General features: G+C 70.6%; 15 protein-coding genes and 1 tRNA gene. 6 read left to right on the forward strand and 10 right to left on the reverse strand.

Going from position 1 to position 12,929, the window contains the following annotated elements; genetic code table 11:
• The first annotated feature begins 77 nt into the window (after positions 1-77).
• Genes E4O86_RS13950 through E4O86_RS13960 form a run of 3 tightly spaced genes read left to right on the forward strand, consistent with a single transcriptional unit; the run spans position 78 to position 2,355 of the window.
• A complete protein-coding gene (locus tag E4O86_RS13950; RefSeq protein WP_425500129.1) occupies positions 78-1,112 on the forward strand; it encodes an L-threonylcarbamoyladenylate synthase in 1,035 nt (344 codons plus the stop codon).
• A 57-nt stretch (positions 1,113-1,169) separates the two neighbouring features.
• Complete coding sequence (locus E4O86_RS13955) at positions 1,170-2,096, forward strand: arginase family protein (RefSeq protein ID WP_161141160.1); 927 nt, start codon at positions 1,170-1,172, stop codon at positions 2,094-2,096.
• Between the two features lie 10 nt (positions 2,097-2,106).
• Complete coding sequence (locus E4O86_RS13960) at positions 2,107-2,355, forward strand: exodeoxyribonuclease VII small subunit (protein ID WP_161141161.1); 249 nt, start codon at positions 2,107-2,109, stop codon at positions 2,353-2,355.
• 32 nt (positions 2,356-2,387) lie between these two features.
• On the opposite strand, the gene E4O86_RS13965 is transcribed toward E4O86_RS13960, so the two are convergent.
• From E4O86_RS13965 to E4O86_RS13985, 5 genes are read right to left on the reverse strand one after another with little or no spacing between them, the layout of a single operon-like run.
• The gene (locus E4O86_RS13965) at positions 2,388-3,104 is read right to left on the reverse strand and encodes an ABC transporter ATP-binding protein (protein WP_161141162.1); all 717 of its coding nucleotides are present in this window, start codon (positions 3,102-3,104) and stop codon (positions 2,388-2,390) included.
• Positions 3,088-3,849, reverse strand: coding sequence for an ABC transporter ATP-binding protein (locus tag E4O86_RS13970; protein ID WP_161141163.1), 762 nt, complete (start codon positions 3,847-3,849; stop codon positions 3,088-3,090). Before E4O86_RS13970 ends, E4O86_RS13965 begins: the two co-directional genes overlap by 17 nt.
• Entirely contained in the window at positions 3,846-4,877 is a 1,032-nt protein-coding gene (locus tag E4O86_RS13975) for an ABC transporter permease subunit (RefSeq protein WP_161141164.1), read from the reverse strand. The genes E4O86_RS13970 and E4O86_RS13975 overlap by 4 nt, the downstream gene beginning before the upstream one ends.
• Positions 4,874-5,731, reverse strand: coding sequence for an ABC transporter permease subunit (locus tag E4O86_RS13980; RefSeq protein ID WP_161141165.1), 858 nt, complete (start codon positions 5,729-5,731; stop codon positions 4,874-4,876). The genes E4O86_RS13975 and E4O86_RS13980 overlap by 4 nt, the downstream gene beginning before the upstream one ends.
• 39 nt (positions 5,732-5,770) lie before the next feature.
• Entirely contained in the window at positions 5,771-6,943 is a 1,173-nt protein-coding gene (locus E4O86_RS13985) for an ABC transporter substrate-binding protein (RefSeq protein WP_161141166.1), read from the reverse strand.
• A gap of 255 nt (positions 6,944-7,198) precedes the next feature.
• Between E4O86_RS13985 and E4O86_RS13990 the strand changes: the two genes are divergently transcribed.
• Complete coding sequence (locus E4O86_RS13990; protein WP_161141167.1) at positions 7,199-8,308, forward strand: cobalamin-independent methionine synthase II family protein; 1,110 nt, start codon at positions 7,199-7,201, stop codon at positions 8,306-8,308.
• A 93-nt stretch (positions 8,309-8,401) separates the two neighbouring features.
• Here the strand turns inward: E4O86_RS13990 and E4O86_RS13995 are convergent, their stop codons facing one another.
• The gene (locus E4O86_RS13995) at positions 8,402-9,826 is read right to left on the reverse strand and encodes a mannose-1-phosphate guanylyltransferase/mannose-6-phosphate isomerase (protein WP_281351615.1); all 1,425 of its coding nucleotides are present in this window, start codon (positions 9,824-9,826) and stop codon (positions 8,402-8,404) included.
• Between the two features lie 197 nt (positions 9,827-10,023).
• Here E4O86_RS13995 and E4O86_RS14000 point away from each other — a divergent pair, with 197 nt between their 5' ends.
• Positions 10,024-11,271 (forward strand): low temperature requirement protein A, encoded by a 1,248-nt coding sequence (locus E4O86_RS14000; protein ID WP_343039163.1) that lies wholly within the window; start codon positions 10,024-10,026, stop codon positions 11,269-11,271.
• 82 nt (positions 11,272-11,353) lie between these two features.
• Here the strand turns inward: E4O86_RS14000 and E4O86_RS14005 are convergent.
• Positions 11,354-11,427 (reverse strand) — tRNA-Gln (locus tag E4O86_RS14005).
• Between the two features lie 220 nt (positions 11,428-11,647).
• Here E4O86_RS14005 and E4O86_RS14010 point away from each other — a divergent pair.
• The gene (locus E4O86_RS14010) at positions 11,648-11,938 is read left to right on the forward strand and encodes a helix-turn-helix domain-containing protein (protein ID WP_161141169.1); all 291 of its coding nucleotides are present in this window, start codon (positions 11,648-11,650) and stop codon (positions 11,936-11,938) included.
• A gap of 25 nt (positions 11,939-11,963) precedes the next feature.
• Here E4O86_RS14010 and E4O86_RS14015 read toward each other — a convergent pair whose 3' ends face one another.
• The 3 genes from E4O86_RS14015 to E4O86_RS14025 form a co-directional block, all read right to left on the reverse strand.
• Positions 11,964-12,152 carry a hypothetical protein gene (locus E4O86_RS14015; RefSeq protein ID WP_161141170.1) on the reverse strand — a complete coding sequence of 63 codons (189 nt, stop codon included), beginning with the start codon at positions 12,150-12,152 and terminating at the stop codon, positions 11,964-11,966.
• Positions 12,153-12,243: 91 nt separating this feature from the next.
• Entirely contained in the window at positions 12,244-12,444 is a 201-nt protein-coding gene (gene ccoS, locus E4O86_RS14020; RefSeq protein WP_161141171.1) for a cbb3-type cytochrome oxidase assembly protein CcoS, read from the reverse strand.
• The coding region (locus E4O86_RS14025) for an HAD family hydrolase (RefSeq protein ID WP_161141172.1) at positions 12,441-12,929 on the reverse strand (489 nt) is incomplete at its 5' end. The genes E4O86_RS14025 and ccoS, both read right to left, overlap by 4 nt.

Raw genomic sequence — 12,929 nt, forward strand, 5'->3', positions numbered from 1 at the left:
CACCCGGTCCTGTCCAGTGCACCGGAGAGGCTTCGCGCGGGCTTGGCAAAGCCGGACGGGCGGTGCACTCCTGCCCGATGGACATCATCAAGGCTGAAGACCTCCCCGCCCGGATGGGCGAGGTGGTCGCCGCGCTCGGCCGCGGCGAGCTCGTCGCGATCCCGACCGAGACGGTCTACGGCCTCGCCGCCGACGCGGGGAACGGGAGGGCGGTCGCGCGGATTTTCGCCGCGAAGGGCCGCCCGCGCTTCAACCCGCTCATCTGCCATGTGGACGGCGTCGTCATGGCCGAGGCCCACGTCGTACTCGATCGCCGCGCGCGGCGCCTCGCCGAGAGGTTCTGGCCGGGACCGCTGACGCTGGTTCTTGAGCGGAGCGCCACCTCCACGGTGCACCCGCTCGCCGCCGCCGGCCTGCCGACGCTCGCGGTCAGGGCCCCGCGCGGCCCGGCGCGCGCGGTGATCACGGCGTTCGGGCACCCCCTTGCCGCGCCGAGCGCGAATCGTTCGGGCCGCATCACCGCCACCACGGCCGCCGAAGTGGTCGAGCAGCTCGGGGATGCGGTCGCGCTCGTGATCGACGGCGGCCCGTCGCAGGTCGGCCTCGAATCCACCATTGTCGGCCTCGCGGACGGACCGCCGCGCCTGCTGCGGCCGGGCGGCCTTCCCGCCGAGGAGATCGAAGCCGTGCTCGGCGAGCCGCTCCTGCGCGCCGGGCCGGGCGCCGCCGTGACCGCGCCCGGCATGCTGAAGAGCCATTATGCCCCGCATGCGGCGATGCGCCTCGAGGCACGGGAGGTCCGGCCCGGGGAAGCGCTCCTCGCCTTCGGCCCGGACCTGCCCCCGGGCGCCGCGCGCGCCGCGGCAATCCGGAACCTCAGCCCGCGCGGCGACCTCGTCGAGGCCGCCGCGGCACTCTTCTCCGCCATGGCCGAACTCGACAGGAGCGGCGCACGGACCATCGCGGCGATGCCGGTGCCCCGCCACGGCCTGGGCGAGGCGATCAACGACCGGCTGGCCCGGGCGGCCGCCCCGCGTCCCGGCGGGAATCCCGGCGAGCATCCCGGCGAAGGGCCGCAGCCGGACGCCGGGCGGGACCCGATGCGGGATTGACGCATCAGGGCCCGGCCGGTCACATGGCCGGGCCACGGACCCAGGGCGGCAAGCGACGTGACGACACTCCTCCTGCACCACCCGATCTTCCTCGAGCACCTGACCCCGGTCGGCCACCCCGAGCGCCCCGACCGGCTGCGCGCCATCGAGGCGGTGCTCGACAACGAAGCGTTCGCCGCGCTGAAGCGCGAGGAGCCGCACGCCGCCGATCCCGAGGTCGTCAGCCTCGTCCATCCGGAAAGCTTCGTCGATTACATACGCGGCGAGATCCCGGCCGAGGGGCTCACGCGCATCGATGCCGACACGGTGGCCTCGCCCAAATCCTGGGAGGCCGTGATGCACGCGGTCGGCGCCGGCCTGCGCGGCGTCGACGCCGTCATGGACGGAGAGGCGGCCAATGCCTTCGCCGCGGTTCGCCCGCCCGGCCACCACGCCGAGCGCACCCGCGCGATGGGCTTCTGCCTGTTCAACATCATCGCCATCGCCGCCCGCTACGCCCAGCGCGAATACGGGCTCGAACGCGTCGCGATCGTCGACTGGGACGTCCATCACGGCAACGGCACGCAGGACATTTTCTGGTCCGATCCGAGCGTGCTCTATGCGTCCACGCACCAGATGCCGCTCTATCCCGGCACCGGCGCGGTTTCGGAGACGGGAAGCGGCAACATTGTCAACGCGCCGCTCGCGCCCGGCGACGGCGGCGAGGCCTTCAAGGAGGCGTTCCGGACGCGGATCCTGCCGGCGCTGCAGACCTTCCAGCCCGAGCTGATCCTGATTTCGGCCGGATTCGACGCCCATTTCCGCGATCCACTCGCCTCGCTGAACCTCGAGGAGGAGGACTTCGCCTGGGCGACCGACCGGCTGATGGAGGAGGCCGACGCATCCTGCAACGGCCGCATCGTCTCCATCCTCGAAGGGGGCTACGACCTGCGCGGCCTCGCCGGGTCCGTCGCGGCCCATGTCCGCGAGCTGATGAAGAGCTAGGAGGGCCGTCTTGGCCGAGGAGAACGAAATCGCCGTCGAAACGCTGAGCTTCGAGCAGGCGCTCTCCGAACTGGAGAAGATCGTCGGCCGGCTGGAGCGGGGCGACGTGGCGCTGGAGGAATCGATCGCGATCTACGAGCGGGGCGCCGCGCTGAAGGGGCGCTGCGAGGCGCTTCTCCGCCGGGCCGAGGAAAGGGTGGAGAAGATCCGCGTGTCGGAAGGGAGGGCCGCCGGCACCGAGCCCTTCGACGGCGAGTAGCGCTGGCCGCGGCCGCGGGACGGCGCTCCCGCTCAGCGGCCGTGCGCGTCGCCGATCCCGAGATGCGCGTCGATCAGCGCATCGTCCCGCAGCATGTCCGCGCTCCGCCCGCGATGCACGATCTGGCCGCGGTCGAGAATGATCGCCTCGTCGGTCATGCCGAGGATCTTGCGCGCGTTCTGCTCGACGATGATCGCGCTCATCTGCTCCTCGCGGACAATCGTCCCGATGACGTTGAGGAGCTCCTCGACGATGATCGGCGCGAGCCCCTCGAGCGGCTCGTCGAGGAGCAGAAGCTTCGGATTGAGCACCAGCGCCCGCGCGACGGCGAGCATCTGCTGCTCGCCCCCGGACAGCTGGTTGCCGAGATTGCGCCGGCGCTCCTTGAGGCGGGGAAACACGGCATAGGCGCGTTCGAGCGACCAGGGACCCGGCCGCGCCACCGCGGTCAGGTTCTCCTCCACCGTCAGCGGACGGAAGACGTTGCGCTCCTGCGGAACCCAGCCGAGGCCGGAGCGGGCGCGCCGTTCGGGCGCGAGCCCCGACACCTCGGCGCCGTCGAAGCGGATCGAACCCGCGCGCTGCCGCGTCAGCCCCATGATGGTGTTGACGAGCGTGGTCTTTCCGACCCCGTTCCGGCCGAGTACCGCGAGCGAGGTTCGGGACGGGAGCTCGAACGAGATGTCCTTCAGCACGACGGCCTCGCCGTAGCCGGCCGAGACGGCCGAGAGGCTAAGCAGCGCGCCCATCGAGGCTCTCCCCCAGATAGGCTTCCCGCACGCGCGGATCGGCGGCCACCCTTTCCGGCACGTCCTCGACGAGCAGCGTGCCCCCGACGAGCACCGCGATCCGCTCGGCGAACCGGAAGACCAGATCCATGTCGTGCTCGATGAGGAGCACCGCGACGTCGCGCGGAAGCGCGGCGATCGCCGCCATGATGTCCTGGCGCTCGCCATCCGGAACGCCCGCCGCCGGCTCGTCGAGAAGGAGGAGCTTCGGCCGGCAGGCGAGCGCGACGGCGATCTCGAGCTGCCGCCGCTTGCCATAGGCGATCTCGGCGGTCGGCAGGTCCATGACGTCGGCAAGCTTCAGCCGGGCGAGGATGGCGGCCGCCTCCTCCGCCGCCGCCTCCTCGCGCCAGGCCGGGCGCCGAAGATTGGCCGCCTTGCCGTCACGCTCGAAGATCGCGAGGAGCACCGATTCGAGCGGCGTCAGATCCGGAAAGAGCTGGTTGACCTGGAAGGTCCGCACCATGCCCCGGCGCACCCGCTGGTGCCGCGACAGGCGCGTTATGTCCTCGCCCGCGAGGCGGATCGAGCCGAAGCTCGGGGCGATCACGCCGGTGAGGATGTTGACGAAGGTCGTCTTGCCCGCGCCGTTCGGCCCGATCAGGGCCTGGCGCGCGCCCGGAGCGAGCGAGAACGTGACCTCGTTCACCGCCCGCAGGCCGCCGAAGGAGCGCGACAGGCGATCCGTCGCCAGGATCGGCGTCATGCCGCCCCTCCCCGCTCCGACCGGGCCGGCCTGCGCCGGAGGAAGCGCCGGGCGAGGCCGAGCAGCCCCCCGCGTGCGAAGAGGACGAGCAGCACGAGCGCCGCGCCGAGCCAGAACTGCCAGTACTGGGTCGTGATGTTCGACAGCCATTCCTGCATCAGCTTGAAGGCGACGGCGCCGACGAGCCCGCCATAGAGCACGCCGCTCCCGCCGATGATGAGAACGAGGAGACCCTCGGCGGAGCGCTGGAAGTTGAGGACGTCGAGCGAGACGAACTGCGTGGTCTGGGCGAGGAGCCCGCCGGCGATGCCGGCGAAGCCGGCGGCGAGCGTATAGACCGCAACGAGATGGCGGTTCACCGGCGCGCCGACGGCGCTCATCCGCAGCGCATTGCCCTGGATCCCCCTGAGGACCAGCCCGAACGGCGCGTTGACGATCCGCCGGATCGCGAGAAAGCACAGGAAGAGCACGGCGAGCGCGTACCAGTAGGCGGTATGGCCGAATAGGTCGAACTCGAACACTCCGAAGACCGGGTCCATGACCACGCCGTTGAGGCCGTCCGCCCCGCCCGTGAGCCAGGCCGCCTTGTTGGCCGCCTCGAGCACCATCATGGCGACGCCGAGCGTCACCATGAGCCGGGTCAGGTCGCTTCCGCGCAAGACCAGGAAGCTCGTCGCGAAGCCGAGCGCCGCCGCGACCAGGCCGGCCGCGGCAAGCCCCGAGATCGGCTCGCCCCATCCGTGCTGGGCGAGGATGCCCGCCGCATAGGCGCCGGCCCCGAAGAAGGCCGCGTGACCGAGCGAGACGATGCCCGCATAGCCGAGCAGGAGGTCGATCGAGAGGGCGAAGAGCCCGAGGATCGCGATCTCGGTGAGGAGCGGGAGCCGGAGCGGGAAGACGAAGAAGGCAGCGAGAGCCGCCGCCCAGAACAGGAGATCGAACAGCGACCAGCGCGCCCGCTCCCGCAGCAACGCGGCTGCGGAAGCCGGAGCCGCGGCCGGCGGCGCGCCCGTCTCGACCCTGGTCACCGGCTGCCCCGCGCGAACAGGCCCTGCGGACGGACGATCAGGATCGCGACCATCATGGTGTAGATCATGAACGCGCCGAACTCCGGCACGAAATACTTGCCCGCGACGTCGCCGAGACCGAGGACCAGCGAGGCGACGAAGGGCCCGATCAGCGAGGTCGTGCCGCCGACCGTGACGACCACCAGGAAGTAGATCATGAACTTCAGCGGGAAGGTCGGGTCGAGGCCGAGCACGTCCACGCCGAGCGCCCCGCCGAGGCCGGCGAGGCCCGATCCCAGCGCGAAGGTGGCGGCGAACAGGCGGTTGACGTCGATGCCGAGGCCGCGCGCGACGTCCGGCTGGTCGACCGCGGCGCGGAGGCGGCTTCCGAACCGGGTCCTGGAGAGCCCGAGCTGGAGAACCACCACCAGCGCGCCGCAGATCGCGATGATGAAGAGGCGGTAGATGCCGATCGAGCCGCCGAGGATCTCGAGCTGCCCGCGCAGGAAGGCCGGCAGCGTGATGAGCTGCTGCTGCGCGCCCATGAAATAGTCGATGGCCGCGATCGCCATGAACACCAGGCCGATCGTGAAGAGCACCTGGTCGAGATGGGTCTTGCCGTAGAGCCGGACATAGAGCGTGCGCTCCAACACCACGCCGACCGCGGCCGTCAGCAGGAAGGCGGCGGGCAGGCAGAGAAGGAACGGCACGCCGAGCCGGTTCATCAGGACGACGGTGAGATAGCCCCCGCCCATGGCGAAGGCGCCGTGGGCGAGGTTGACGAAGTTCATCAGGCCGAGGGTGACGGCCAGCCCGCAGGCGAGCACGAAGAGCAGCATGCCATAGGCGACCCCGTCGAAGAGGATAGTCAGCACGCCGCTCTCGCGCCCTTCAGCCCGCCCGCGAGGCCCGCATCACTTTCCCGCCTTGGCGGGATCCTTCATGTCCGGGATCTGGTCGAACTCGATATTGTAGAGCTCGCCGTCCTCGCCGCGCTTGACCTCGCGGATATAGATGGTCTGCACGATGTCGCGCGTCTCCGGGTCGATGGCGATCTTGCCCCGCGGGCTGGTCCAGCTCATGCCCTTCACCGCGTCGACGAACTTCTCCGCGCTCGGGTCGCAATCCGTCTTCCTGAGGCCCTCGAAGATGGCGTGCATCCCGTCATAGCCGCTGACCGCGAAGAAGTTCGGACGCATGTTCCCGTTGGCCTTCTTGAAGGCCTCGACGAAGCCCTTGTTCTCCGGCGAATCGTGCGCCGCCGAATAGAAGAAGGCGGTGATCGTGCCGAGGGCGACATCCCCCATATTGTTGAGGATGTCGTCGTCGGTGACGTCACCGGTGCCGATCAGCTTCACGCCCGCGGCCGTGAGCCCGCGATCCGCCACCTGCTTCATGACGATCGAGCCGACGCCGGACGGCACGAAGACGAAGATCGCATCCGGCGCCGCATCCTTCGCGCGCTGCAGGAACGGAGCGAAGTCCGGGTTCTGCAGCGGCACGCGGAGCTTCTCGGCGACCTGGCCGCCACCCGCCTCGAAGGCCTTGGCGAAATAGGTCTCCGCGTCGTTGCCGGGCGCATAGTCGGAGACGAGCGTCACCACCTTCCCGATGCCGTTCTTCGCCGCCCATTCGCCCATCGCGTAGGCGGCCTGCGGCGTCGTGAAGCTCGTCCGCACGATGTTCGGCGACTTCTCGGTTATGATCGAGGTCGCGGCCGCCATCACGACCATCGGCACCTTGCCCTGGGTCGCGATCGGAGCCGCGGCGAGCGCGAGCGGGGTGAGGCCGAAGCCGGCGAGGATGTTCGCGCCCTCGCGCACCACCGCCTCCTGCGCGATGCGCTTCGTGACGTCCGCCGTGCCGGTGTCGTCCTTCGTCGTCAGCTCGACCGTGCAGCCCTGGAGATCGCCCTTGTGCTGGTCGAGATAGAGCCTGGCGGCCGCGTCGATCTGCCGGCCCGTCGATGCGAACGGTCCCGTCATGGGCAGGATCAAGGCGACCTTGACCGTGTCGGCGGCCATCGCCGCGCCGGCCAGGAGCGCCGCCACGCCGGCGAGCGCGGCCCTCAATGTCCACTTGGCCATTCGGATTCCCTCCCTCCGATCCCGCCTCACAGGGGCGGATTGTTCAGCCCGCCCGATCCTTTCTGCATTGCCCCCGCCAATGCAAGTGGCCGGACGGATAATTTGATGTCAAACGTTCAGCCCGTACGAATCGGCATCCGGCAGCCCGCTTGGCGGGGTCCGAAAGCTGCGATATTGACCCGGACCTGACAGCGGCGAAGAGCCGGACGGCGTGGACGCCGAGCCGAAGACGGCGAAATCCAGGAGGAAACCCCGATGCCGACACCCCCGCCCCCATTCCGCGCCGACGAGGTGGGAAGCCTCCTGCGGCCGCAGGCGCTGAAGGACGCGCGCGCCGCCTTCGCCGAGGGCCGCATCCCGGCCGCGGAGCTGAAGAAGGTCGAGGACGACGAGATCCGCGCCGTCGTCGCCAAGCAGGAGGAGGTCGGGCTGAAGGCGGTGACGGACGGCGAGTTCCGGCGCGCCTGGTGGCACTTCGACTTCCTGTCGCATCTCGAGGGCGTGGACCTCGTCAAGGGCGAGAAGGCGATCCAGTTCCACGGCGTCGCGACGAAGTCCGAGAGCATCGTCGTCACCGGCAAGGTCGATTTCGGCGACCACCCGATGATCGAGCATTTCAAGTTCCTGAAGAGCGTGACCAAGGTCACGCCGAAGATGACGATACCCTCGCCCTCGGTGCTGCATTTCCGGGGCGGCCGGCAGGCGATCAGCCGCGACGTCTATCCGGACATGGAGAGCTATTTCGCCGACAGCGCCGAGGCCTACCGCAAGGCGGTCCGCGCCTTCTACGACGCCGGCTGCCGCTACCTGCAGTTCGACGACACGGTCTGGGCCTATCTCTGCTCGGAGAAGGAGCGGCAGTCGGTGCGCGACCGCGGGGAGGATCCCGATCCGCTGCCGCGCATCTATGCCGACATGATCAACCACGCGATCCGGGACCGGCCGGACGACATGATCATCACGACCCATGTCTGCCGCGGCAACTTCCGCTCGAGCTGGATCTCCGAGGGCGGCTACGAGCCGGTCGCCGAGGTCCTTCTCGACCGCATCGGCTATGACGGCTACTTCCTGGAATACGACACCGACCGCGCCGGCGGCTTCGAGCCGCTGCGCTTCCTGCCGAAGGGGAAGAAGCGCGTCGTGCTCGGCCTCGTCACCTCCAAGAGCGGCACGCTGGAGAGCAAGGACGACATCAAGCGGCGGATCGAGGAGGCGACGAAATTCGCCCCGCTCGAGCAGTTCTGCCTGTCGCCGCAATGCGGCTTCGCCTCAACCGAGGAGGGCAACATCCTCGCCGAGCAGGAGCAGTGGCGGAAGCTCGCCCTCATCGTCGAGATCGCGCGCGAGGTGTGGGGCGAGGTCTGAGCGCCGCAGGCAGCCCCGCCGCGCAGGAAGCCCCGGGCGGCCCGGCCTCGCGCCGGGCTGCGTAACCGGCCGGCGGGCGGGGCCCTCGGGCCGTCAGTCGCGTCCGTAGACGTCGTCGAGGCGCTCCACGTCGTCCTCGCCGAGATAGGATCCGGTCTGCACCTCGATCAGGCTGAGCGGGATCCGGCCGGGATTCTCCAGCCGGTGGCGGGTGCCGAGCGGGAGGTAGACTGATTCGTTCTCGGTGATCTCGACGACCTCGCCGCCGCGGGTGACCCGCGCCGTGCCCTTGACCACGACCCAGTGCTCGGCCCGGTGGAGGTGGCGCTGGAGCGAGAGCCGCCCGCCCGGCTTGACGCAGATGTGCTTCACCTGGTGCCGCTCGCCGCGGTCGATCGTCTCGAAATGGCCCCAGGGCCGGTGGACCCTGCGGTTGGCGAGGACGAGCTCCGGACGCTCCGTCCGGAGGCGGTCGACGATCGGCTTGATCTCGTGGGCGCGGTCGCGGCGCGAGACGAGCATGGCGTCCGGCGTCGAGACCACCACGATGTCGTCGACGCCGAGCGTCGCGAGCAGCCGGCCGTCAGAGATGTAGGCGTAGTTGCGCGCCGAGTCCTCGAAGCGGGCGTCGCCGAGGGCGGCATTGCCGTGCTCGTCCCGGCGCGAGGCGTCGTAGAGCGCGTTCCAGGACCCGATATCGCTCCAGCCGATGCCCGAGACCGGGCGGATCGCGACCCGCTCGGAGCGCTGCATCACGGCATAGTCGATCGAGCTCGCGGGCGAACGTTCGAGCGCGGCGCGGCCGAGCCGGACGAAATCGAGATCGGCGGCGGCGGTCTCGACGCTCTCGGCGGCAGCGCTCGCGATCGCCGGCGCGAGCCGCTCCAGCTCGGCGAGCAGGGTGCGGGCGCGAAACAGGAAGAGCCCGCTGTTCCAGTAATGGCCGCCGGCCGCGATCATGGCCTCGGCACGCGCGCGATCTGGCTTCTCAACGAAGCTCTTCGCCCGCCAGACGCCCGCCGACAGCGCCTCGGGCCCGCGCGCGACATAGCCGTAGCCGGTCTCCGGGCTCGCGGGCTCGATGCCGAAGGTCACCAGCCAGCCGTCCTCGGCCACCGGCACGGACTCCCTGACCGCCTCCGCCAGCCGCGCCGGAACGGCGATCCGGTGATCGGCCGGCATGACGAGCACGAGCGCTTCCGCGTCGCGGGCGCAGATCCAGCGGCAGGCGGCCGCGATCGCCGGCGCCGTGTCCCGCGCCACCGGCTCGACGAGGAGGCCGGCCAGCTCGACCCCGCAGGCGCGCGCCTGCTCGGCGAGCAGGAAGCGGTGCTCCTCGCTGCCGACCACGACGGGCCGGCCGAAGCCCGCCTCGCCGGAAAACCGCAGCAGCGTGTTCTGGAGCAGCGACCGCTCCCCGGTCAGCGTCAGGAACTGCTTGGGATGGCAGCTGCGCGAAGCAGGCCAGAGCCTCATGCCCGAGCCGCCGCTGAGAACCGTCGGCGTGATTGTCGTCAAGGTGTCACCAGCTCGCGCGGTACGCGTACCGGCAGACGATACAAGTGGGCGCAGGCGGCGAAAAGCGCGTCCGCGGCGATTCGCGCCCGGGCCGCGTCGCGCGGCACGGGCGGAACCCGGGGGACCGCACCGCCATCTCGCCTTCGCCGCCGACATGGGCCATAGAGCCTGTGGCTCCATCGACGAGGGAGGCATGCGTGGGCACCACCCCGCCGGCACCGGAGGCGCTCCATCACCATAGCCGGCGCATGGGCGGGCGCGATCCCGACGAGCCGAACCGCCAGGCGACGCCGCTGGAGCTCTTCTTCGACCTCACCTTCGTGACGAGCTTCGGGCTGGCGGCCCTCCAGTACGCCCACGCGCTCGCTGAGGGCCATTACGGCCCCGCCCTGATCGGCTTCGGCTTCGCGAGCTTCGCCATCTGCTGGGCCTGGATCAACTTCTCCTGGTTCGCCTCCGCCTACGACACGGACGACTGGATCTTCCGGGTCGCCACCATGGTGCAGATGACGGGCGTGCTGGTGGTCGGGATCGGGCTTCCGCGGATGTTCGCGTCTGTCGAGCACGGCCAGCATCTCGACGCCGGCGTCATCGTGGCGGGTTACGTGGTCATGCGGTTGGCGCTGGGGTTCCAATGGCTGCGCGCGGCGAGACAGGACCCGGCGCGCAGGCGCGCATGCCTGACCTATGCCGCCGCCATTTCCGTCGCCCAGATCGGCTGGATCGCGCTCAGCCTGGCCGATCCGGCACTCGGCACGGCGCTCCTCCTCGTGCTCGTGCTCATGGTCGTCGAGCTCGCCGGCCCCGTCCTCGCCGAGCGCCGTGACGGCGGCACGCCATGGCATGCGCACCATATCGCGGAACGCTACGGCCTGTTCGCCATCATCGCGCTCGGGGAAGGCGTCGTCGGCACCATCGCCGCGCTCACGGCGGTCACCGGCGAAAAGGGCTGGACGAGCGATGCCGTGCTCACATGCGTCGCCGGGATCGGCCTGACCTTCGCCATGTGGTGGATCTATTTCATCCTGCCGTCCGCGCGCATCCTGCATGCCCACCGCGACAGGTCCTTCGTGTGGGGCTATGCGCAGATGGCGACCGTCGCCTCCATCGTGGCGACCGGCGCCGGGCTCCATGTGGCGGCGAACTTCATCGAGCATCAGGCGCATATCGGCGCCGTCGCCACTGTCCTCAGCGTGGCCCTCCCCCTCGCGATCTTCATCGGCTCGATCTACGCGCTCTACACCTATCTCGTCGGACGGTTCGACCGGTTCCACATCGGGCTGCTCGGCGGGACTACGGCGGTCCTGGTCCTCGCCGTCGTCGCCGCGCTTGCCGGCGTCGACATGGCGGTCTGCCTGATCATCCTGATGCTTGCGCCCGGCGTCACCGTGGTGGGCTACGAGGCGAGGGGATACCGCCACCAGATCGCCGTCGCGACGCGGTGACGACGGGCGGAAGGGGCGAGGCATTTTCTTCCTCTGCGGCCCCGGACCGGCCGGCGCCACACTGAATGTAAGACATCCAAACTGGCTGGGGCGCCAGGATTCGAACCTGGGATGGCGGGACCAAAACCCGCTGCCTTACCGCTTGGCTACGCCCCAATGCCGGAGGTGCCGCGATATAACGCGGCCGACCGGCAGCGGCAACTGCCGCCCCTCCCCGCTTGCGCCCCGCCCCCGCCTCCCCCCGCGCCCGCGCCGCGCGGCCGGGCAGGCGGGACGCGGCTGGAAATGCCGGGCAAGGACGCGCATCCTTCGCCGACGCAACGGCCGGCCGGCGCGGCCGTTGTCCCAGTGCCACGAACGGAGACAGGAACGCGAAATGAAGACGATCTCGGCGCGGCAGATGAAGGCGGCGCGCGCACTCCTCGGATGGTCCGAAGACGATCTCGCGGCGCGTGCCGGACTGAAGCGCGACGACCTCGCCGGGATGGAAGAGGAGGACCTCGCCTTCGTCGCCCCCCCGGACGCGGCCGAGGCGGTGGTCCAGGCTTTCGCAGCCGCGGGCATCGAATTCCTGAATGCCGGCGGCGAGGTGGGCGTCCGGCTCTGCCCCGCCCCGGAGGTGAACGGCCTGCGCCCCTCCGAACTGAACGCCGCCAACGACGGCTGATCCTCCGGCCGGCGGGGTTCGCGCGTCAGCCCGGGCGGCGTGTCCGCCAAGGATAGACCCGCAGCACGGCATCCTCGAGCCGGCGCGAGAAGTCGGCATGGAGCGTCGTCAGCTCGGTGCGGCGAAGATTGCGGAACGAGAGGCCTTCGCCGGCGGCCACGAAAGCGGGCCTCGCGCCCGCTCCGGCCGGCTCGGAGCCCTGGGTGTCGGCCATCGCCCCCTCCCGGTTGGTTGCCGGCGAAGAGTCGGCCCTCATGGTTAACGGGCGGTAAAGAAGCGGCGGCGGCCCGGCAGCGGCGGCCGGACTATCCGTGCCGTGCGGGCCTGTCCCGTGGCCGCTCCGGGCGGGGCCGCTCCGGCCCGGGCCCCTCGTCGTCCTCCAGGATGCGCACGGCCGCGCCGTCGAGATCGTCGAACTGCCCGGACCGCAGCGACCAGAGGAAGGCGACGAGGCCGAGCAGGCCGAGAAAGAGCGCGATCGGTATGAGGATGAGGAGCCCGTTCACGCTGCCGCCTCGGCCGGTGCCGGGCCCCCGGCGGCAGGCATCCTGCGGGCGCGCACGAGGAGCTGGAGCCGGAGCGCGTTCGCCGTGACGATGATCGAGGAGCTCGACATGGCGACGGCGGCGATGAGCGGGGTCGCGTAGCCGAGCATGGCGACCGGGACGGCGACCAGATTGTAGGCGACCGCGAGCGCGAAGTTCTGGAGGATCAGCCGCCGCGCCGCGCGGGCGACCTGCCATGCTGCGAGGACGGGCCCGAGCCGCCGGCCGGTGAAGACGATGTCGGCCGCAGTCTGGCTGATGTCGGAGGCGCTCGCCGGCGACATCGAGACCCAGGCCGAGGCGAGCGCCGGGGCGTCGTTGATGCCGTCGCCGACCATCAGCACTTTGTGGCCCGCCGCCGCGCGCTCGGCGAGCAGCGCGGCCTTGACGTCGGGCGTCGCCTCGGCGCGCCAGGACGGCAGCCCGAGCCGCCCGGCGGCGGCCGC

Source organism: Propylenella binzhouense, from assembly GCF_009866965.1.
GTDB lineage: Bacteria > Pseudomonadota > Alphaproteobacteria > Rhizobiales > Afifellaceae > Propylenella > Propylenella binzhouense.